The sequence below is a fragment of the Streptomyces sp. NPDC006510 genome, assembly GCF_040611955.1.
GTDB lineage: Bacteria > Actinomycetota > Actinomycetes > Streptomycetales > Streptomycetaceae > Streptomyces.
In genome coordinates this window covers 22,083-41,706 of the sequence record NZ_JBEXPH010000040.1, presented here as the reverse complement: position 1 = coordinate 41,706, position 19,624 = coordinate 22,083, and the positions used below count along the sequence as shown (strand labels likewise).

The following is a 19,624-nucleotide window of genomic DNA, read 5'->3' as shown; positions in this document are numbered from 1 at the left end:
ACATGAGCGGCAAGGGCGCACCCGAACTGTCCGTACGCAACTGCGGCGACCTGCGCGTGGCGGTCGTCGCCGCGCAGTGGCACGAGAAGGTCATGGACGGACTCGTCGACGGCGCCCTGCGCGCCCTGCACGAGCTCGGCATCGACGAGCCGACCCTGCTCCGGGTGCCCGGCAGCTTCGAGCTCCCGGTCGTCGCCAAGGTCCTCGCGGGCCGCGGCTACGACGCGGTCGTCGCCCTCGGTGTGATCATCCGCGGCGGCACCCCGCACTTCGAGTACGTGTCCCACGGCGTCACCAACGGCCTCACCCAGGTCGCCGTCGACACCGGCGTCCCGGTCGGCTTCGGCGTACTCACGTGCGACACCGAGGAGCAGGCGCTCGACCGGGCCGGCCTGGAAGGGTCCAACGAGGACAAGGGGCACGAAGCGGTCACCGCGGCCGTCGCCACCGCCGCCACGCTGCGCTCGGTCAGCGAGCCCTGGCGCTGAGCACAGGGCACGGACCCCGTACCCTAAGAGCATCATGGCGAACAAAACCTTCGAAGAGCTCTTCGCCGAGCTGCAGCTCAAGGCCGCCAACGGCGATCCCTCCACCTCCCGTACCGCCGAGCTCGTGGACAAGGGCGTCCATGCCATCGGCAAGAAGGTCGTCGAGGAGGCCGCCGAGGTCTGGATGGCCGCCGAGCACGAGAGCAAGGACGCGGCCGCCGAGGAGATCTCCCAGCTGCTGTACCACGTCCAGGTGATGATGGTCGCCCGCGGGATCTCGCTCGACGACGTCTACGCACACCTCTGAGCACCACCTCCGCACCACGTACATCCGCACGTCCGCAGAAGACTCCCTCCTCGCAAAGGAAACCTGACCTCATGCTGCGCATCGCCGTCCCCAACAAGGGTTCACTCTCCGGGCCTGCGATGGCGATGCTCCATGAGGCCGGCTACCAGCAGCGCAAGGAGTCCAAGGAACTCGTCCTCGTCGACCCCGAGAACGAGGTCGAGTTCTTCTACCTGCGGCCGCGCGACATCGCGATCTACGTCAGCTCCGGCCGCCTCGACATCGGCATCACCGGCCGCGATCTGCTGCTGGACTCCGGCGCCGACTCCGAGGAGATCCTCCAGCTCGGCTTCGCCCGCTCCACCTTCCGCTACGCCACCAAGCCCGGCACGGCCCAGGGCCCGCAGGACTTCGACGGCATGACGATCGCCACCTCCTACGAGGGCATCGTCGCCAAGCACCTCGCCGACGTCGGCGTCAACGCCTCCGTCGTCCACCTCGACGGCGCGGTCGAGACCGCCATCGAACTCGGTGTCGCCCAGGTCATCGCCGATGTCGTGGAGACCGGCACCAGCCTGCGCAACGCCGGGCTCGAAGTCATCGGCGAGCCGATCATGAAGTCCGAGGCCGTCGTCATCCGCCGCACCGGCGCCCCCGACGACGACCCCAAGGTGCAGCAGTTCCTCCGCCGCCTCCAGGGCGTCCTGGTCGCCCGCTCCTACGTGATGATGGACTACGACTGCCGCGTCGAGCACCTGGAGCGCGCGGTCGCCCTCACCCCGGGCCTGGAGTCGCCGACCATCTCGCCGCTGCACCACGAGGGCTGGGTCGCCGTCCGCTCCATGGTCGCCGCCCGGGAGGCCCAGCGGATCATGGACGATCTGTACGACCTCGGCGCCCGCGCCATCCTCACCACCGCCATCCACGCCTGCCGCCTCTGACGGCCGGGCGACCACCCGGAAGACAGAAGAACACCATGTCCGCCCCCGCACCCCGGCCCGAACTCCCTACCCTCCCGGTCACGTTCCGGCCGACCCGAACCCGGGTGGTCCTGCTGACCGTGGGGGCGGCGATGTTCCTCGTCATCACCGCCGTCGCTCTGACCCTGGAGCAGCTGAGCCCGGGGGAGCGGGCCAGCTTCATCTTCACGGCCCTGCTGTTCTTCGGAGTACTCGCGCTGCTCAGCCGCCCGAAGGTCGTCGCGAACGAGGACGGGGTGACCGTGGTCAATCTCACCCGGACGCGCCGGCTGTCCTGGGCGGAGATCCTTCGGGTCAACCTGCGGGTCGGTGACCCCTGGGTCTTTCTCGACCTGAGTGACGGGACCAGCATGCCCGCCCTCGGCATCCAGCCGGGAATCGCCAAGCAGCAGGCCATCCGCGACGCCCGCGCGCTCCGTGCCCTCGCCGAGAACCACGGCACCGGAACGGACATCGGCTGAGCCCCTGCCCCGTACGGCCTCTTCTTGATTACTCTGGAGGGCGGCGGTGCCCCTGTGCACCCCGCCCCGCACCCAGAGGTCCATGAGACCGGCGGGGCTTTCCTGCGACCCAAGGAGTGACTCCTTCCAGCAATGGACGGACCGTCCGGTAGTACCTGCGCCGCCCCTTCCCCGGAGGCGGCGGCATGACCACCCCCCTGCTGCTTCTCAGCGCGGCATTCCTTCTCATCCTCGCCAACGGATTCTTCGTGGCGGCCGAATTCGGGCTCGTCACGGTGGAGCGGCCGGACGCCGAGCGCGCCGCCGCCGAGGGCGACCGGCGGGCCCGCACCGTCGTCGAAGCCCTGCGCGAACTCTCCTTCCAGCTCTCCGGCACCCAGTTGGGTATCACCATCACCTCACTGGTCGTCGGCATGCTCGCCGAACCGGCACTCGCCCAGCTGCTGGACGGCCCACTCACCGCGACCGGACTGCCCGACGGTGCCGTCCCCGGCATCAGCGTGGTCATCGGGATGATGGTGGCCTCCGCCGTCCAGATGGTGATCGGTGAACTCGTGCCCAAGAACTGGGCGGTCTCCCGGCCGCTCCAGGTCGCCCGGTTCGTCGCCGGCCCCCAGCACCGTTTCTCCGCCGTGTTCCGGCCGGTGATCAGTCTGCTGAACACCGTGGCCAACCGGCTGGTGCGGCTGCTGGGCGTCGAACCCACCGACGAGCTGGCCTCCGCACGTACCCCCGGGGAACTGGTCTCCCTGGCCCGGCACTCGGCCGAGGCCGGCACCCTCGAACAGGACACCGCGGATCTCTTCGTACGGACCCTGTCGCTCGCCGGACTCACCGCCCAGCACGTCATGACCCCCCGGGTGAAAGTCAGCGCCCTGCAGTCCTCGGCGACCGCACAGGACGTCCTCAACCTCACCCGCGCCACCGGCCTCTCCCGCTTCCCCGTCTACCGGGAGCGGATCGACGAGGTCGTCGGCATGATCCACCTCAAGGACGCGCTCGCCGTGCCCGCCCAGGACCGGCTGCGCACCCCGGCCGGACGGATCGCCGTCCCGCCGCTGCTGGTCCCGGAGACCCTGCCCGTCGAACAGCTGCTCCAGCGGCTCCGCAACGAGCAGCCGATCGCCGTAGTGGTCGACGAGTACGGCGGCACCGCCGGAGTCGTCACCCTGGAGGACATCATCGAGGAACTCGTCGGCGAGGTCAGGGACGAGCACGACGCCGAAGGCGCCGACCGGCCCGAACTGGCCCCCGCCGCTCCCGAGGACGGCCGCCCGGCCTGGGACGCCGAAGGCAGCTGCCGGGTCCTCACCCTGCGCCGGATAGGACTCGACGTCCCCGACGGCCCGTACGAGACCGTGGCCGGACTCGTCGCCGATCTGCTGGGACGCATCCCCGCCCCCGGCGACCGGGCCGAGCTGCCCGGCTGGCGGATCTCCGTCCGCCAGGTCGGCCACTACCGCGCCGAGAAGGTCCGCTTCGTACGCACGGTCGAACCGACCGACCCCGGCGCCGGGGCCCCGGCGGCCCACGAAGTCCTGGAGGCCGTGCGATGAGCCTGGTCCAACTGCTCTTCGCCGCGCTCCTCGTGCTGGCGAACGGCTTCTTCGTCGGTGCCGAGTTCGCTCTCGTCTCCGTACGGCGCAGCCAGGTCGAGCCCCTCGCGGCGGTCGGCTCGGGCCGGGCCCGCCAAGTGCTGTACGGCCTGGAGAACCTGCCGCAGATGATGGCCGCCGCCCAGTTCGGCATCACCGTCTGCTCACTGACCCTCGGCGCCGTCGCCGAACCGACCGTCGCCCATCTGCTGGAGCCGGTCTTCCAGTCGATCCACCTGCCCGAGGGCCTCATCCACCCGCTCGGCTACGTCCTGGCACTCGTCTTCGTGGTCTTCCTCCACCTCGTCATCGGCGAGATGGTCCCGAAGAACCTCGCGATGGCGGCGCCGGAGAAGACCGCGCTCTGGCTCAGCCCCGGCCTCGTCGGCTTCGCCCGGCTCTGCCGCCCGGTCACCGCCGCACTGGGCGCCTGCGCCCGGCTGGTGCTCCGGATCTTCGGCGTCGAACCGAAGGACGAGGTGGAGGCCGTCTTCACCAGCGAGCAGCTCAACCGGCTCGTCGAGGACTCCGGCCAGGCCGGACTGCTGGAGCCGGAGGCGCAGGAGAGGCTGGAGGACGCACTGGAGCTGGGCAGCCGGCCCGTCACCGATGTGCTGCTCCGCCGGGCCTCCCTGGTGACCGTGGACCCGTCCGTCACCCCGCACCGGATCGAGGAGCTGACCGTACGCACCGGCTACTCACGCTTCCCCGTGTGCGCGGAGGGCGGCGGCCCGTTCATGGGCTATCTGCACGTCAAGGACGTCCTGGACCTGGAGGACGGCGAGCGGGCCGTCCCCCAGCACGTATGGCGCCCGATGGCGACCGTACGGGCCGAGCTGCCCCTGGACGACGCCCTGACCGTGATGCGCAGGGCGGCCACCCATCTGGCACAGGTCGCCGACGCGTCCGGCCGGATCCTCGGCCTGGTCGCCATGGAGGACGTCCTGGAGATGCTGGTCGGCGAGGTGCGCGACCCGGCCCACCGGGTCGCGGTACCGCGCCGGGCGGCGGAACCCGCGAGCACGACGACCGGCTCCGGGGAACTCACCGCGTCGGTCCGCTGACCACGTGGTCCCGGTTGCCGCAGGGGCCGTCGCCCGGTCCCTTCGGCAACCGGGGCTCACAGGAGCGGCGGCTCCTGCTGTCCCCGGTCCACCGGTCCCCGGCCGGACAGCACCTCGCCGTACGCCTGCATCAGGTCCGGCAGCCGCAACGTGGCCAGATCGTCCCGGCTCGGCACGGCCGCGTAGCCGGAGAGCCGCAGATCGCGGTAGGCGCAGCTCTTCTCGTACAGGGTGCGCAGGAACCGCCCGTTGCCCAGCTCGTCGATCCACCCCTGCTCGACGACATGGCCGCTGATGGAACGCAGCTCGTCCAGGGACTCCTCGTCCCACGCGTCGCCGTTCTCCGCCGCCAGCACCTCACCGATCGAGGTGAGCTCCAGCGGCCGGTAGCTCGGGAAGTCCACCCGGGTGGTGAAGCGCGAGGAGAGCCCCGGATTGGTGGCCAGCAGCCGGTCCATGCCCTCCGGGTAGCCCGCGAGAATGACGACGAGATGGTCCCGGTTGTCCTCCGCACGCTTGAGGAGGACCTGCAGCGCCTCGTCGCCGTACGCGTCGCCCTTGCTGTAGCCGCTGTTGGCAAGGCTGTACGCCTCGTCGACGAAGAGCACTCCGCCGAGCGCCGAGTCGATCAGCTCATTGGCCTTGACCGCGGTCTGGCCGAGGAACTCGCCCACCAGATCGGCCCGTTGGGCCTCGACCAGATGGTCACCGCCGAGCAGCCCCAGCGCGTAGAAGACCCGGCCCAGGATGCGGGCCACCGTGGTCTTGCCGGTGCCGGACGGGCCCGAGAAGACGAAATGGCGCTTCGGCGGCTGCACGGGCAGCCCCTGACCGGCCCGCAGCCGCGCCATGTTCAGCTGCGCGGACAACGCCTTGACCTGGCGCTTGACGGGCTCCAGACCCACCATCCGCTCCAGCTCGGCCAGCGCCTCGGCGAGCAGCACCGGATCGCTGGGCCCCGCCGGGAACGGGGACGGCGGCTGTCCGGGCGCCCCCGCCCTGCGCCGCGCCCCGCCGGACGGCGGCGGCATCACGACGCCCGGAAGACCGGACGCCTCACCGCCGGGCCGCAGCTCCCGGCCGTCCACCGGGTCGGCGCCGAGCAGCGGATCCGATTCCGGCTGCGCCTCCGACACGGTGCCGTCCGTACCGAGCCCGGCCAGGGACACGGCGGCCAGGCCCGCGGCCTCGTCCGAGCCCTCCAGGCCGTCGTAGTCCGCGATCGCGGCGAGCCGCGCCGAGGTGTCCATGAACGCCGGGTCGATCCGGTGCACCGCCCGGTAGAGCGGCAGGGCGGCGGCGCTGCGGCCGGTGCCCTCGTGCGCACGGGCCAGCCAGTAACGCAGCTCCTTGCGCTGTGGCTGCTCGCTGCGGCAGCGCATCAGGGCGGTGGAGAGCAGCGGCTCGGCCTGCCCGTACATCTCCAGACGCACCCGCGCCATGCCGCCGAACAGCCCCGCCTCGATGCCGAGCAGCGGATCGTCCACCAACTGCTCGGTGTTGCGTACGAGCTGCTCCCAGTCCTTGACCAGATACGAGCGACAGGCATGCAGAAAACGCACCTGTGGGTCCGCGTCCACCGGCGGCAGGCCCGCGAGCGCACGGTCCAGCTCGGGGACATGGCGGCCGTCCAGCCAGTGCGAGGCGTGCGCGAGCAGCAGATCACGCGCGCTCTCCAGCACCGGCTGCACCCACCAGCCCAGCCAGTACCAGGAGTTGAGCGTGCGCCGATGGCGGGTGCGCTGCTCGCCGAAGCGCTCGCGATGGCGGTACATGCGCAGCAGCGCCGTCGTCGTGTCGACCCTCAGCGCATGGAGGCCGAGCCAGCCGTCCGCCATGCCTGGATCGAGGCGAACCGCAGCCCTGAACTCCTCTTCGGCCTGGGGGTAGGCGCCCATGGTGTAGGCGTCCACGCCGCGCAGCCAGGCGAGGTCGGCAGGGGCCTGCGTGCCCTGCGTGCCGATGTCCATCTGGTCCCCCACAAACCGTGCCCCCAGGATGTCCCGCCGCACGATTCTGCCCACCGGGGCGCACCGAATCACATGGCCACGGACGGGAATTGACCGCACCGAGAGGCATCGTACCTGCGCAGGGAGTGTGCGACTAAGAGCGCCGCAGGCAGAAGGGAGACCGTGACCCAGGGTGAGCGGAATCCGCCGGACCGGCGTGGGGGAGGGGGGTGCGAGGGCAGAACGAAGCCCCCGATCACGGGGGAACAACCGGGGGCTTCGCGTCTGTGAGGGCTCCGAAAAGCCGCACATTGAGAACGTAAGACCTGTACCGCCCCTGGGTCAAGCGGAGTTGAGGTACTTCCGGGGCGTTTTCTCACCATTCAGGACGGCGGCGCCACGTACTCACGGTCCGTGACGGAATGGTTCGCTCCTGCTGCCGTTCTGGGTCCCTCCAGCAACTCGTACCCCACTGACAACTGCCGTATCAGAGCGTCCGCGTGGGGGCGGGAGGGGTCGGCCGAGAAGTGCCGCTCCTCGGCCGCCGTCCAGCCGTCCCAGAACTCCGAGAGCGCGGGCCCGTCCCTGCGGCGGCCGCGCTCCCAGGACTCCGCGGCGGCGAGATCCATCCACAGCAGCCGGGCCAGCCACGGCCGCAGCGCCCGGCGGCCGGCCCCGACCCCCTCGATCAGGACCACCGGCGCGGGCTCCAGGCTGCGCGGCGTCCCGAAGGTCCGCGCGGTCCAGTCGTACGGCGCGTACCGGGCGCACTCGCCGCGCTCCAACGGCCCGAGTACCTGCTCCCGCAGCCGGTCCACCCAGGTGAAGAAGGACTCGTGCGTGGCCATGTCGTCGAGATGCAGGACGGGGGCGTCATCGAGGGCGGCGGCCAGGCGGGAGGTGAAGGTGCTCTTCCCCGAGCCCGCGTGGCCGTCGACAGCGATCAGCCGGACCGGTCCGCAGGACGGTGCCAGGGCGCGCAGCCGTGCGGCGAGGAGCGAGAGGTCGTTCATGGCCCCCAGCCTACGAGCCGGTCCGGAGCAGTCGCAGGTCACGCCAGTGGACCAGACCAATATTGGTTTATTGACGCAAGCCGAACCGCTGGCCGGACCCGGCCACGACCCGCGATAGTTGGCGGCGCACTGTCGCGCACCAGCAGCCCCATTCCGCTTACGACCGGGGGTCTCGCCCATGAACAGACCGACCTCACGCCGAACCGTACTGACCGCCGCGCTCGCGGCAGCCGCCACCGCCGGAACGATGTCGACCGCCGGTCCCGCGGCCGCCGCCGTTCCCTCCGCCGCCCCGCCCCACGCCCCCTCGGCGAAGGCCCCTGCCGTGGACAACCGGTTCTGGCACACCTACACCGACTGGCGCGGCGGTTACCGCGCCGGGACGCGGGTCGTCGCGGGCCGCCGCCCCGGGCTGGTCATCGACCACGCCGCCGGGCGCACCGACTACACCGATCCGCACACCGGCACGACCACCACCTGGGAGTACGCGACCTGGACCTCGCCCGTCCACTGGTCCACCGTCCCGGCGACCGAGGTGATCGCCTCCTGGAACGCGGAGACCCCGGCGGGCACTTGGATCCAGATCGAGCTCCAGGGCCGCTACTCGGACGGCACCCCGACACCCTGGTACGTGATGGGCCGCTGGGCCGCCGGTGACGGCGACATCCGCCGTACCTCCGTCGACGACCAGACCGACGGCAAGAGCTCCATCTGGACCGACACCTTCTCGGTGGACGACGCGGCGAGCGGACTGCGACTGGTCTCGTACCGACTGAGGCTCACCCTCCACCGCGCCCCGGGCAGCCGCCTGACGCCCACCGTCCGGCGGCTCGGCGCGATGGCCTCCGACGTCCCGGACCGTTTCACCGTGCCCGCCAGCACCCCCGCCCTCGCCCGCGAGCTGTGGGTGCCGCGCTACTCGCAGAACGTCCACGTGGGCCAGTACCCCGAGTACGACAACGGCGGCGAGGCCTGGTGCAGCCCCACCTCCTCGCAGATGATCATCGAGTACTGGGGCCGTCGGCCGACCGCCGAGGACCTCGCCTGGGTCAAGCCCGGCCTGGCCGACCCGCAGGTCTGCCATGCCGCCCGGTTCACCTACGACTACCAGTACGAGGGCTGCGGCAACTGGCCGTTCAATGCCGCGTACGCGGCGACGTACGACGGGATGAACGCGGTGGTGACCCGGCTGGACTCGCTCACGGACCTGGAGCGGCTGATCCGCGCGGGCATCCCGGCCATAACGTCGCAGTCCTTCCTCAAGGAGGAGCTGACCGGCGCCGGGTACGGGACCTCCGGCCACTTGATGACCGTGATCGGGTTCACCGCGGACGGCGACGTGATCGCGAACGACCCGGCCTCGCCGAACAACGAGGCCGTGCGCCGGGTCTACAAGCGCAGGGAGTGGGAGAACATCTGGCTCCGCACCAAGCGCTACGACGCGAACGGCAAGGTCAGAAGCGGTACGGGCGGGGTCTGCTACCTCTACTGGCCGTCTGACCCGACACCGGGTCAGCGCTGGGTGCTGAAGTCGTTCGGCCTGCTCTGAGCCTGCGCGGCACCACAGCCGCCTCGACCACCTGACGGCAGCGTTCCCGGCCGTCCTGGGTGAGGTGGCCGTACTTGTCCACCGTGACCTTGATCGAGCGATGCCCGAGCCGGCGAGATACTCCGTGCATGGACACGCCGCTCGTCAAGGTCACGGTGGTCCATTTGTTTCAGCTGCCCCCTCCCGGTGGCGACGCGCGTACAGGCCCTCGATGTCCCCCGCAGTGACTTGGGAGATCGTCTTGCGCCCCAGGTGAGGGACTATGTGGAGGCGGACGATGCGCTCGCAGGACTCGAGGGTTCCAGCAGAGGCGGTCTTCTTCGCAAGCCAATCCGAGGCGTACGAGCGCAACGAGACCTTGCCGGCACTGGGGTCGACGTATACGTTCTCTCGCTTGTCGTTCTCTACCTCGGTGGCGAAGTCGACCGCGTCCTTCTTCCGGTCGAATGACTTCTACCGCTGCCGCGCTGTGCGCCCGCCCGGCTCCCTTTATCGGACGGTCCACCGCTTGCGCGACGCGCCAGGACCCTGGTCGATTATCTGAGCCAACTCGTTCACCTATCTCTACGCCTGTGCCCGATGGTCAGGGCCGTTCGTCGTAGGTGGTGTTGTAGTCGACGATTCCGGCCGCGCCAAATGGTTAAGGCCGAGAGATTTTCTGGCGGACGTTTTGTGTGGCTATCGCGCCAATTCACGGACCAGCCCCTCCCTGAACAGCCCCAGGACCGGAAGGGCGGGAGACGCCTCTGAGCTGGTTCGGATCGTCCTCGTCTTGACCCCCGGCATGCTGGTGATGGAGAAGCACAGGCCTCGTTCGTTCATCTGGCGAACCTGCCAGGTTCTCCGGGAAGGGGGGTCACCTCAAAACTCGCCGTCACCCTCTGCTGCTGCACACGACGACTCCTGCGACTCACAACACAGGACACTGTCCGGGGAGGAGAGGGCGCATCAGAGATCCGTAAGTGGTGTATGGAATACGTCAGTGCTGCTTCTCCTCCGTACGCGGGCCGACGCAAGATCAGTCCCGGCCTCGGAACCGGGGTCGAGTGAACACCCGGGTGCGGCGGAAACCGCTGCCGGGGAAGGGAGTGGTCATGTCGTATTCCCAGGCCGTAGAGCCGTTGAAGCGTGCGGAGATCTCCAAGCGTGCCGCGCTGAGCGTGGCGGCGCTCGCCGTTGCCGGAGGGGCGTTCTTCGTGCTGTCCGTCGGGGATGCCGCCGCGTCCCCGACCTCGGACCAGAAGATCGAGGCCGGGTGCGGGGATTGCTACCCCGACGTCATCTGATCGGCTGACCGACGCGCACGCGAGTGCGCGCAAGCGCGTCCGGGACCCGCCGGTGCTCACACCGGCGGGTCCACTCGGAGAGGGACGGAACTATGGACTGGCTGGAACGGTGCGTACCGAACGTGGAGCAGCTCCTGGGTACGTATTGGCGGAAGGAACCGGTGCTTCTGCGGCCGCAGGACCCGCCGTTGGAGGTGCTGACACTCGCGGACGTGGACGCGCTCCTCGACGCGGGGCTGCTGCGCGTTCCGTATGTCGGCCTGTACACCGCACAGGGGAGCATCGCCGACGAGCGTTTCTGTCCGACGCGCGTCATCACCGGGAACCCTGCCCAGGGGTACGTTGATGCGGCGGCGGTCCGACGACTGATCGATGAGGAACGGGCGACCCTGCAGTTCCGTTACGTCGATCAATGGCATCCCCCCGTGCGTGAACTCACGAGGGGCGTTGCCGAGCGGCTCGGCCGGCTTGTCGAGGCGTTCTTCTTCCTGAGCCGTCCCGGCCGCCGGGGTCCGGTGCATCGGGACGACGGGGACCTGCTGGCCATCCAGCTCAGCGGTGCCAAGCACTGGCAGGTGTACGCGGGTCCGGCCGACGGCGACTGGGCGCCGGTCCGCGAGGAGAATCCGGGAGCGCCACTGCTGGACACGGTCCTTGAGGCCGGGGAAGTGTTGTACGTGCCGAGAGGTTTCGCGCACACCGCCACAGCCGTGGGCGACTCCTCGTCGGCTCATCTGACAGTGGTGGTGAGGGAAGCCGGCGCGGAGCATCTGCGCACCGCTCTGCTGAGGGGGATCGTCGACGGCCTGGCTCTGCCGGGCCGTCCCCTGGACGATGACGCCCTGCTGCGCACTGCGGCCGACCTCTTGGACCATCTCAGCGCACGGCTCGACGCAGTCACCCCGGATGATGTCATCGGCCGGGCACGACCGCGTGCGTACAGCAACCGCCAGACCGTCTGATCACGCCGACGGCATGGAACGTGGAGAGGCAACGATGGACCCGCTTGCACGATTTGTGGACGACGAGCAGGCTTTTCATCACACCTTGTGGCGCCGTACACCCGCCGTACTGCATCCCCGCACACCCCTGATGGAGATGCTGAAGGTCGCCGAGCTGGACAGGATCCTGGATGCAGGTCTCCTCACCACCCCTTACGCGACGCTCGTGCACGAGGACGGTCCTGTACCGGAGGAGCGTTACTGTTTCCCCCGAGTAGTCCTGGGCGGGATCGACAATCGCTACGTGGATTCCGGGGCGGTGCGCCGACTGATCGGCGAGGAGGGAGCAACGCTCCTTCTGCGGTACGTCGACCAGTGGCACGCAGGCGTGCGGGAACTGGCCGATGGGCTCGCGGAGTGTTTTCGACGCCAGGTGGAGGCGTTCTTCTTTCTCACCCCGCCGGGGACGCAGGGCCGTCCTGTGCACCGCGACGACGCCGACGTGCTGGCCGTGCAGATACACGGTTCGAAGCGGTGGCGTGTGTATCCGGGACCGCCCGGCGGGAACTGGCAGCCCGAGCGGGTGGACGGCGACCCGGGGGATGCGCTGCTGGACGTGGTTCTGCGTCAGGGCGAAGTCCTTTACGTACCGAGGGGGTTCGCGCATGTGGCCGAAGCCACCGGGGGGAGCGCGTCTGCTCACCTCTCGTTCACGGTCCGCGAGGCCGGCTCCGCCCACTTGTACGCCGTTCTTGAGGCACTCCTGCTGGACGGCGACGGACTGCCCGCCCGGCCCAACGATGACGCAGCGCTGACCGGGGCCGCGAACGACCTCATCGCGCATTTTCACCGCACGCTCACCGGTCTCACGCCAGAAGAGCTGGTGCATCTGGCTCGGGGCGCGATGCGTCGCGAACATCACACCACCGAGGGTTCTTCGAGCGCACTGCTGGGCTGACCCGGTTGGGAGGGCGAGGTGAGTGGGGAGGTGAAGGCGTTGGCCTGGACCCGGGTGCTCGACCGGTTCATCCGACGTGGACACGGGGGCGTCGGGCCCGGTCGGGTTCGGCTTCGCGAAGGACCTCGCGAGTGACGGGGGCGACCTCGCCCTGGCCGAAAAGGAAGAAGCGCAGGAAGTTGGTGAAGGGGTTGCCTTCGGTCCATTCGAAGTAGATGTGCGGGTTGTGTCCGGTGAGGTCGCGGACGTGCAGGAGGAGGGCGGCCAGGGCGTTGGGGACGGAGGAGCTCTCCAGGGTCAGAACGCGGTAGCGGCCGTGCAGGACTTCGCCGCGTACGTTCAGGCCCGCTTCGAACTCCGAGGGGTCGAGGACGGTGACCTCGACGAAGACGAAGTCCTCCTGGACCGGGACGTCGTTGTCGTGACGGATCTGTTCGATCTTGTCGCGGTACTCGGCGACGTCACGGTTGTCGGGCTCATTGGCGATGAACCGGATCCTGCGGCTGGCGGCGTCCCGTACGAAGCGCTCCGCAATGCCGTCCATGGTCACGCTGGTGACCCGCAGCTCGAAGGCGCGCGCGAGCCGTGAAAGCAGGGAGACGAGGATGATCCCGGCGATGAAGCAAGCACCGATCTTCACGCCGTCGGGGCGTTCGATGACGTTCGCCACGGTGGTGTAGAGGAAGATCGCCGAGATGATGGCGAAGGCGATGGTCCAGTTGTGCTGGCCGGCCTTGCGTGAGGCGATCGTGACGGCGATGGCGGCGGAGCTGATCAGGACGAGGACGCCAGTGGCGTAGGCGCCGCCCTGGGCGTCGACGTCGGCGTCGAAGATCCATGTGACCAGGAACGCCACCAGGATGAACACGATCACCATCGGGCGCACGGCGCGCGCCCAGTGCGGCGCCATGCCGTACCGGGGCAGGTATCGAGGCATCAGGTTGAGCAGGCCGGCCATGGCGGAGGCGCCGGCGAACCACAGGATGGCGATCGTGGAGACGTCGTAGACCGTGCCGAAGATGTTTCCGAGGTACTCGTGCGCCAGATACGCGAGTGCGCGGCCATTCGCCCGGCCGCCCGACTCGAACTCCTTCTCCGGGATGAGCACGGTGGTGATGAAACTCGTGGCGATCAGGAACACGCTCATGATCACCGCAGCGGTGGTCAGCAGCTTCTTCGTGTCCCGGATACGGCCGGTGGGCTTCTCCTCGGTGTCGCCGGGGTCGCCTCCGACATGAGGCATGACCGCGACTCCGGTCTCGAAGCCGGACAGGCCGAGGGCCAGCTTCGGGAAGACCAGCAGCGCGACGCCCACCATGGCGACGACGTTGCCGTGCTCGGTGGTCAGGGCACTAGTCCAGTCGGTGACCACGTGCGTGGCTGTGGCGACGTGCCACAGGCCCGACGCCACGACGACAACGTTCAGGGTCAGGTAGATCCCGACCAGGACGACGGCGACGCCAATGGCCTCCAGGAAGCCCTTGAGGAACACCGCCCCGAGCAGCGCGACCAGCAACAGCGTGATCAGCATCTGCTTGTTGTGCAGCGCATCGTTCAGGTGCGGGTTCTCGACCAGGTGGGTGGCGGCGTCCGCCGCCGACAGCGTGATGGTGATCAAAAAGTCGGTGGCAGCGAAGCCGAGCAGCGTCAGGACGAACAGCTTGCCCTTCCAGAACGAGAGCAGCCGCTCCAGCATCGCGATCGAGCCCTCGCCGTGCGGGCTCTCCTCGGCCACCCGCCGGTAGACCGGCAGCGCACCCGCCAGAGTGACGACCACGAGCACGATGGTGGCCACGGGGGACAGCAGTCCGGCCGCGAGGGCGGCGATGCCCGGCTGATAGCCCAGCGTGGAGAAGTAGTCGACGCCGGTCAGACACATCACCCGCCACCACCGCTGGCCCTTGTCCGCGGGCTCGGGCTTGGCGTGCGGCCCCTGCTGGTGCCCGGCAATGTCGGACAAGCCTTCCAACATCCACGCGCGCAGGCGACTCGGAGGCTCGTGGGCGGGTCCGGCCATCGTTGTGCTCCTGACGTGCGGCGAAGCGAACGGTGCAGGCCATCGAGGAGACGGCTGCATCAGCGTACGCACGGAGTGATCCGCAGCCGAGCGCTTCCCGTACCGAGGGGATACGTGTCCGCGCCCACCCACTGCGTTCGTCCTCCGAAGTGTGCGGACGCCCCAGTGAGGTCACCGCGAATGCGCTGGACCCGGGCGCACAGGTGGCGCGGGCATCTGTACCGGAGTCGCTGACGACGACCCGTACAAGAAGGTCTTCAGCGACAGCGCCTTGCTGGCCCGGACGTTCGCCTCGTGCAAGGTCGTGCTGGGCTCGAAGAGCATGGACACAGCGACGATCCGTACTCGGCGCTGGACGCATGGTCCGCTGGTCGTCCAGGCGTTGCGAGCCCGGCGCCGACAACAGTCGAACATCTTCAACCGAACCGGACCGGAGCGTTGTTCGTTCCGGTCCGGCCGGGGCCCGCGGGCTACTGCGTCCGCCTCTTCCGTACGCCCCTCGGTGCACACCTCGGGAAGCGGCAGACCTGGATCCGGCTGTCCGAGCCGACGGTACGCGCCCTCGTCGCGCCGTTGGGGGGCGTCGATCTCGTCGTCGACCCGCTGCTCGCTGTCCCAGGTCCCAGTGCCGCCTCCTCTGCGCGGCTCACTGTCCACCCTGTCGCCAACTTCACTGACAGAAACGGGGCGGAAGGGCAAGATCACCCAAGGTATCGAGTACTGCTAGGGGTTCCCGAGTTGTTCCGCGGCCCGCAGCGCCAGCGAGGCCGCGAGTGTCACCCCGGGATGCGCAGCCAGTGCGACGACCTCCGGAGCACTCGCCAGCGGTGCGCAGAGCACGCCGTCGCCAGCCGGGATCGGGCGGACCCCTACGGTCACGTCCCCCAGCACCGGTTCCCGCGGCAGTCCGAACGCCTCCCTCACGGCGCTCAGGGACGCACGCACCCGCGCCCGCGTCGCCGTCTCCGTCTCGCCCGGGACCACGTCCTCGGCGCCGACGAAGCCGTGCCGGGCGGACGGCCGGATCTCGAAAGCCGGCGTGGACACCACCCGGTCCAGGCGTAGTTCCGGCGCGGAGAAGGTGAAGCGCGCGGCCGGGACACCGGGTACTTCGATGTGCTCGCCGAGTTGCTCCGCGAGGGCGGGCAGGCCCGTCCCGCAGGCGAGTACGATCCGATCGACGACGAGTGCCGCTCCGGTGCCCTGCAGTTCGTAGCCGCCCGCCCGCCGCGCCCGGATGCGATCAACCCGAGCGGCGACGACGGTGGCCCCGCCGGCCCGCGCGCGGGCGAGGAACGCGCGCCGCAGGTCGTCCGGCTCGACCATGCCCTCGTCGCTGGCGTGCGCGACGACCGGCGGCGGCACCCGCAGGCCGGGAAGGATCTGCCGCAGAGCTTCCGCCTCGACGGTCGCGACGCCGGGACCCGATCGCTCGGCGAACCGAGCCGTCGCTGCTGCGGTCGACGCCCAACTCACGGCGCCGTTCCAGGTGATGACGCCGCGCAACGGCGGCGTCGCCGTGACGTTGCGCAGCACGCCGAGCGACCGGGCGATCTCGTCCCGATCGCGCGCGCCCGACGGCGGCTCCGCCGCCGACCCGTGCGAGTTGAGCCAGCCGAACGCCACGTCCGTCACCGGCGGTCGCGACTCCTCCGCCGTGCAGACCACGACGGACAGGCCGCGGCGCACGAGCTCGTCCGCCACCGCCGCTCCCAGCACGCCCGAGCCGACCACGGCGACGCGCATCATGCTCTCCCGAACCATTCGCCCACCTCTGTTTCCTCGGCGACCATGCGCACCGTACGGCGACGGAGCTCAAGCGGGTAACGGGAAGGTCATGCCATGACTCGATCCTTTCATGAAATCGAGTCTCCATTCGAGACGGGGTGGTTCAGAAGGGGCCGCCCCGGGCCAGGTGTCCGCGGCACCGGGCCCGGGGCGACTCGCCGACGGGGTCAGCGCACCCGGAGCGCCTCGCGGATCGTGGTGAACAGGTCGGTCTGGTCGGTGACGCCCAGGACCCGGTAGGCCTGCGGGCCCTGCGCAGCGATCCGGACCTCGGTACCGGTGTGCTCCTGCGACTGGCCGGGCGCGTTGGTCGAGTAGTTGACCTTGATCTGCTGGCCCTCGTCGGTGACCAGCGTGGAGGACAGGCCGGGCGGCTGGGCCTCCAGGGGCACGATCTGGCTGGTGTGGCCGTGGTCGGCGGTGGTGACGACGAGCGTGTCGGGGTGCTTGGCGGCGTACGCGCGGGCCGTCTTCACCGCGCGGTCGAACGCGGCGGTCTCGCCGATCTGGCCGCACGGGTCGGCCGCGTGATCCTGCTTGTCGATCGACGCGCCCTCGACCTGGAGGAAGAAGCCCTTCTTGCTGTGGCTCCGCTTCTGCTTCGACTCCAGGAGCTCGATGGCCTTGGCGGTCTGGTCGGCGAGGTCCGGGGTGCCGGCGGGCCGGTTCGGGTTGGAGGTGACGCAGCGCTGCGGGTCGGTGCCGCCGAGCGCGGCGGGCTTGCCGGTCCACTCGGTGGGAACGTTGCCGGGCGCGAAGAGGCCGAGCACCGGCTTGCCGCCCTTGACCGACTTCAGCGAGGCGTTGTCCGTGACGACCTGGTAGCCGAGCTTTCGGGCCTGCTCGGTGACGGTCAGGCCCTTGTACCTGCCGTCGGTCACCTTCTGGTCGAAGCGCTGCTTGCCGCCGCCGAGCAGGACGTCGACCTTGTGGTTCACGCTCTGCTCGGCGATGGAGCCGGGCCCGCCCTTGGCGATGGTGTCGGTGGGGCACTTGGCCATGTCGGCGGGGCCCTGGCAGGAGCGGTCGGTGGCGTGCGAGGCGAGGACGGCCGGGGTGGCGTCGGTCAGCTCGGCGGTGGTCACCGAGCCGGTCGCGTACCCGCCCTTCTGCGCCAGTTCCAGAATGGTGGGGACGGCCTTGTCGGTGCCCGGTGTCTTGGAGATCCGCCCGTTGACGGTCTTCACGCCGGTCGCCCAGCCGGTGCCGCTGGCCGCGGAGTCGGTGACGTAGTCGGGCGTGCCGTCCGCGTGCACGGCGTAGGTCGTGTACGCGCCGGTCAGCGGGAACCTGTCCATGTTCAGGCGGCCGGCCGCGCCCACCGTGTAGTCGCGGGCGAGGGTGATCTCCGAGTCGCCCATGCCGTCACCGATGAGCAGGATGACGTTCTTCGCCTTGCCGCCCTTGATGGCGTTCTTCGCGTGCTCCTTCGTGCCGGACGCGCCGGCCGTCGCCGTGATGGCGACAGCGGCGGTGGCCGTGGCGACGAGGACCGCACCGGTGGCTATCAGGTGGCTGCGGGACAGGCGCTGACTGCGCATGGGAATCTCCTTGATCCGGCCGGCGGAGAGCACCGACGACGGTCAGCTCATCAGCGGCGGGTGAATCACCGGTGACGTGGAAGTCGCGCCCGTCCTGCCGGGACATGGCAGGAGAGGCCGGTCGACTCCGGGCAGGCGCTCGCCCGCCCGTGCCCCCACGCGGTACCGCCGCGACCCCGGCGGCACGGCAGCGGGCCCCGGCGGAAGTGAATCCGCCGGGGCCCGCTGCCCGGGTGCGTACGCCCGGTGGCCGGTGTCAGTCCGTGCCGGACTCCATCGCGGCGCGGTCCAGCATCGTCTCCTCGTCGGTGGCCTCGCCACGCGAGGCGATCGCCTGGGCGCCGCCCCGGTCCATGGCGCCGATCAGGCCGGTCGAGGCGGCCTGCGCGGCGCCGATCGGCGTCGGGTGGCCGGTGCCGACCAGGCCGAGGCCCGCGTACTGCTCCAGCCGGGCGCGCGAGTCGGCGATGTCCAGGTTCCGCATGGTGAGCTGGCCGATCCGGTCCACCGGGCCGAACGCCGAGTCCTCGGTCCGCTCCATGGAGAGCTTGTCCGGGTGGTAGCTGAACGCCGGGCCCGTCGTGTCGAGGATCGAGTAGTCCTCGCCGCGCCGCAGCCGCAGCGTCACCTCGCCGGTGACGGCCGCGCCGACCCAGCGCTGGAGCGACTCGCGGATCATCAGCGCCTGAGGGTCCAGCCAGCGGCCCTCGTACATCAGCCGGCCGAGCCGCCGGCCCTCGTTGTGGTACGCGGCCAGGGTGTCCTCGTTGTGGATCGCGTTGACCAGGCGCTCGTAGGCGATGTGCAGCAGCGCCATGCCGGGCGCCTCGTAGATGCCGCGGCTCTTGGCCTCGATGATCCGGTTCTCGATCTGGTCGGACATGCCGAGACCGTGGCGGCCGCCGATCGCGTTGGCCTCCATGACGAGGTCCACCGGGGAGGCGAACTCCTTGCCGTTGACGGTGACCGGGCGGCCCTGGTCGAAGCCGATCGTCACGTCCTCGGTGGCGATCTCCACCGACGGGTCCCAGAACCGCACGCCCATGATCGGGTCGACCGTCTCGACGCCGGTGTCGAGGTGCTCCAGGGTCTTGGCCTCGTGCGTGGCGCCCCAGATGTTGGCGTCCGTGGAGTACGCCTTCTCCGTCGAGTCCCGATACGGCAGCCCGTGCGCGAGCAGCCACTCGGACATCTCCTTGCGGCCGCCGAGCTCCGTGACGAAGTCCGCGTCCAGCCAGGGCTTGTAGATCCGCAGGTGGGGGTTGGCGAGCAGCCCGTAGCGGTAGAACCGCTCGATGTCGTTGCCCTTGAACGTGGAGCCGTCGCCCCAGATCTGCACCCCGTCCTCAAGCATGGCCCGCACCAGCAGCGTGCCGGTCACGGCACGCCCCAGCGGCGTGGTGTTGAAGTACGGGCGTCCGCCCGACCTGATGTGGAACGCCCCGCAGGCGAGCGCCGCCAGCCCTTCCTCGACCAGCGCGGCACGGCAGTCGACGAGCCGGGTGATTTCGGCGCCGTACGCGGAGGCGCGGCCGGGCACGGACGCGATGTCGGGCTCGTCGTACTGGCCGATGTCGGCGGTGTACGTGCAGGGGACGGCGCCCTTGTCGCGCATCCAGGCGACGGCGACAGAGGTGTCGAGCCCGCCGGAGAAGGCAATGCCGACGCGCTCGCCGGTGGGGAGGGAGGTGAGGACTTTGGACATGGC

Annotated in this window: 17 protein-coding genes; 10 read left to right on the top strand and 7 right to left on the bottom strand. The window is 69.9% G+C overall.

Going from position 1 to position 19,624, the window contains the following annotated elements; all coding sequences use genetic code 11:
- Window positions 1–2: 2 nt before the first annotated feature.
- The 6 genes from ribH (at window position 3) to ABZY11_RS15315 (ending at window position 4,874) form a co-directional block, all read left to right on the top strand.
- Window positions 3–488: a 6,7-dimethyl-8-ribityllumazine synthase gene (ribH, locus tag ABZY11_RS15340; protein ID WP_356479594.1), complete on the top strand. Its 486-nt coding sequence runs from the start codon at window positions 3–5 to the stop codon at window positions 486–488.
- A gap of 34 nt (window positions 489–522) precedes the next feature.
- Entirely contained in the window at window positions 523–795 is a 273-nt protein-coding gene (locus ABZY11_RS15335; protein ID WP_018524273.1) for a phosphoribosyl-ATP diphosphatase, read from the top strand.
- 71 nt (window positions 796–866) lie between these two features.
- On the top strand, window positions 867–1,715 hold the full coding sequence (gene hisG, locus ABZY11_RS15330; protein ID WP_072489486.1) for an ATP phosphoribosyltransferase: 849 nt from the start codon (window positions 867–869) through the stop codon (window positions 1,713–1,715).
- Window positions 1,716–1,750: 35 nt separating this feature from the next.
- Window positions 1,751–2,215: a PH domain-containing protein gene (locus tag ABZY11_RS15325; protein WP_356479593.1), complete on the top strand. Its 465-nt coding sequence runs from the start codon at window positions 1,751–1,753 to the stop codon at window positions 2,213–2,215.
- A gap of 185 nt (window positions 2,216–2,400) precedes the next feature.
- Window positions 2,401–3,771 (top strand): hemolysin family protein, encoded by a 1,371-nt coding sequence (locus ABZY11_RS15320; protein WP_356479592.1) that lies wholly within the window; start codon window positions 2,401–2,403, stop codon window positions 3,769–3,771.
- Entirely contained in the window at window positions 3,768–4,874 is a 1,107-nt protein-coding gene (locus ABZY11_RS15315; protein WP_356479591.1) for a hemolysin family protein, read from the top strand. Before ABZY11_RS15320 ends, ABZY11_RS15315 begins: the two co-directional genes overlap by 4 nt.
- A gap of 56 nt (window positions 4,875–4,930) precedes the next feature.
- Here ABZY11_RS15315 and ABZY11_RS15310 read toward each other — a convergent pair whose 3' ends face one another.
- Together ABZY11_RS15310 and ABZY11_RS15305 are read right to left on the bottom strand one after the other, a co-directional pair.
- A complete protein-coding gene (locus ABZY11_RS15310; protein WP_356479590.1) occupies window positions 4,931–6,844 on the bottom strand; it encodes an AAA family ATPase in 1,914 nt (637 codons plus the stop codon).
- Window positions 6,845–7,206: 362 nt separating this feature from the next.
- Entirely contained in the window at window positions 7,207–7,836 is a 630-nt protein-coding gene (locus ABZY11_RS15305) for a hypothetical protein (protein WP_356479589.1), read from the bottom strand.
- A gap of 178 nt (window positions 7,837–8,014) precedes the next feature.
- Here ABZY11_RS15305 and ABZY11_RS15300 point away from each other — a divergent pair, with 178 nt between their 5' ends.
- Complete coding sequence (locus ABZY11_RS15300; RefSeq protein WP_356479588.1) at window positions 8,015–9,385, top strand: peptidase C39 family protein; 1,371 nt, start codon at window positions 8,015–8,017, stop codon at window positions 9,383–9,385.
- Between the two features lie 150 nt (window positions 9,386–9,535).
- On the opposite strand, the gene ABZY11_RS15295 is transcribed toward ABZY11_RS15300, so the two are convergent.
- A complete protein-coding gene (locus tag ABZY11_RS15295) occupies window positions 9,536–9,736 on the bottom strand; it encodes a hypothetical protein (protein WP_356479587.1) in 201 nt (66 codons plus the stop codon).
- 743 nt (window positions 9,737–10,479) lie between these two features.
- Here ABZY11_RS15295 and ABZY11_RS15290 point away from each other — a divergent pair.
- From ABZY11_RS15290 to ABZY11_RS15280, 3 genes are all read left to right on the top strand, one after another.
- The gene (locus tag ABZY11_RS15290; protein WP_356479586.1) at window positions 10,480–10,671 is read left to right on the top strand and encodes a hypothetical protein; all 192 of its coding nucleotides are present in this window, start codon (window positions 10,480–10,482) and stop codon (window positions 10,669–10,671) included.
- 92 nt (window positions 10,672–10,763) lie between these two features.
- A complete protein-coding gene (locus ABZY11_RS15285; RefSeq protein ID WP_356479585.1) occupies window positions 10,764–11,633 on the top strand; it encodes a cupin domain-containing protein in 870 nt (289 codons plus the stop codon).
- 34 nt (window positions 11,634–11,667) lie between these two features.
- Window positions 11,668–12,570: a cupin domain-containing protein gene (locus ABZY11_RS15280; RefSeq protein ID WP_356479584.1), complete on the top strand. Its 903-nt coding sequence runs from the start codon at window positions 11,668–11,670 to the stop codon at window positions 12,568–12,570.
- A gap of 67 nt (window positions 12,571–12,637) precedes the next feature.
- On the opposite strand, the gene ABZY11_RS15275 is transcribed toward ABZY11_RS15280, so the two are convergent.
- The 4 genes from ABZY11_RS15275 to argG all read right to left on the bottom strand — a co-directional run bounded on the left by ABZY11_RS15275 (window position 12,638) and on the right by argG (window position 19,621).
- Window positions 12,638–14,587: an amino acid transporter gene (locus ABZY11_RS15275; RefSeq protein WP_356479583.1), complete on the bottom strand. Its 1,950-nt coding sequence runs from the start codon at window positions 14,585–14,587 to the stop codon at window positions 12,638–12,640.
- A gap of 723 nt (window positions 14,588–15,310) precedes the next feature.
- Window positions 15,311–16,351, bottom strand: a complete 1,041-nt coding sequence (locus ABZY11_RS15270) for an FAD-dependent oxidoreductase (protein ID WP_356479582.1) — start codon at window positions 16,349–16,351, stop codon at window positions 15,311–15,313.
- A 191-nt stretch (window positions 16,352–16,542) separates the two neighbouring features.
- Entirely contained in the window at window positions 16,543–17,916 is a 1,374-nt protein-coding gene (locus tag ABZY11_RS15265) for an alkaline phosphatase (RefSeq protein ID WP_356479581.1), read from the bottom strand.
- Between the two features lie 256 nt (window positions 17,917–18,172).
- Complete coding sequence (argG, locus tag ABZY11_RS15260) at window positions 18,173–19,621, bottom strand: argininosuccinate synthase (RefSeq protein WP_356479580.1); 1,449 nt, start codon at window positions 19,619–19,621, stop codon at window positions 18,173–18,175.
- Between the last annotated feature and the right edge of the window lie 3 nt (window positions 19,622–19,624).

What these genes read in the sequence shown, in the direction of transcription:
- ABZY11_RS15265 (WP_356479581.1), bottom strand. Translation starts at nt 17,916, where the DNA reads ATGCGCAGTCAGCGCCTGTCCCGCAGCCACCTGATAGCCACCGGTGCG.
- ABZY11_RS15285 (WP_356479585.1), top strand. Translation starts at nt 10,764, where the DNA reads ATGGACTGGCTGGAACGGTGCGTACCGAACGTGGAGCAGCTCCTGGGT.
- ABZY11_RS15310 (WP_356479590.1), bottom strand. Translation starts at nt 6,844, where the DNA reads ATGGACATCGGCACGCAGGGCACGCAGGCCCCTGCCGACCTCGCCTGG.
- ABZY11_RS15335 (WP_018524273.1), top strand. Translation starts at nt 523, where the DNA reads ATGGCGAACAAAACCTTCGAAGAGCTCTTCGCCGAGCTGCAGCTCAAG.
- ribH (WP_356479594.1), top strand. Translation starts at nt 3, where the DNA reads ATGAGCGGCAAGGGCGCACCCGAACTGTCCGTACGCAACTGCGGCGAC.
- ABZY11_RS15320 (WP_356479592.1), top strand. Translation starts at nt 2,401, where the DNA reads ATGACCACCCCCCTGCTGCTTCTCAGCGCGGCATTCCTTCTCATCCTC.
- ABZY11_RS15275 (WP_356479583.1), bottom strand. Translation starts at nt 14,587, where the DNA reads ATGGCCGGACCCGCCCACGAGCCTCCGAGTCGCCTGCGCGCGTGGATG.
- ABZY11_RS15300 (WP_356479588.1), top strand. Translation starts at nt 8,015, where the DNA reads ATGAACAGACCGACCTCACGCCGAACCGTACTGACCGCCGCGCTCGCG.
- ABZY11_RS15290 (WP_356479586.1), top strand. Translation starts at nt 10,480, where the DNA reads ATGTCGTATTCCCAGGCCGTAGAGCCGTTGAAGCGTGCGGAGATCTCC.
- ABZY11_RS15305 (WP_356479589.1), bottom strand. Translation starts at nt 7,836, where the DNA reads ATGAACGACCTCTCGCTCCTCGCCGCACGGCTGCGCGCCCTGGCACCG.
- ABZY11_RS15325 (WP_356479593.1), top strand. Translation starts at nt 1,751, where the DNA reads ATGTCCGCCCCCGCACCCCGGCCCGAACTCCCTACCCTCCCGGTCACG.
- ABZY11_RS15315 (WP_356479591.1), top strand. Translation starts at nt 3,768, where the DNA reads ATGAGCCTGGTCCAACTGCTCTTCGCCGCGCTCCTCGTGCTGGCGAAC.
- ABZY11_RS15270 (WP_356479582.1), bottom strand. Translation starts at nt 16,351, where the DNA reads ATGGTTCGGGAGAGCATGATGCGCGTCGCCGTGGTCGGCTCGGGCGTG.
- argG (WP_356479580.1), bottom strand. Translation starts at nt 19,621, where the DNA reads ATGTCCAAAGTCCTCACCTCCCTCCCCACCGGCGAGCGCGTCGGCATT.
- ABZY11_RS15280 (WP_356479584.1), top strand. Translation starts at nt 11,668, where the DNA reads ATGGACCCGCTTGCACGATTTGTGGACGACGAGCAGGCTTTTCATCAC.
- hisG (WP_072489486.1), top strand. Translation starts at nt 867, where the DNA reads ATGCTGCGCATCGCCGTCCCCAACAAGGGTTCACTCTCCGGGCCTGCG.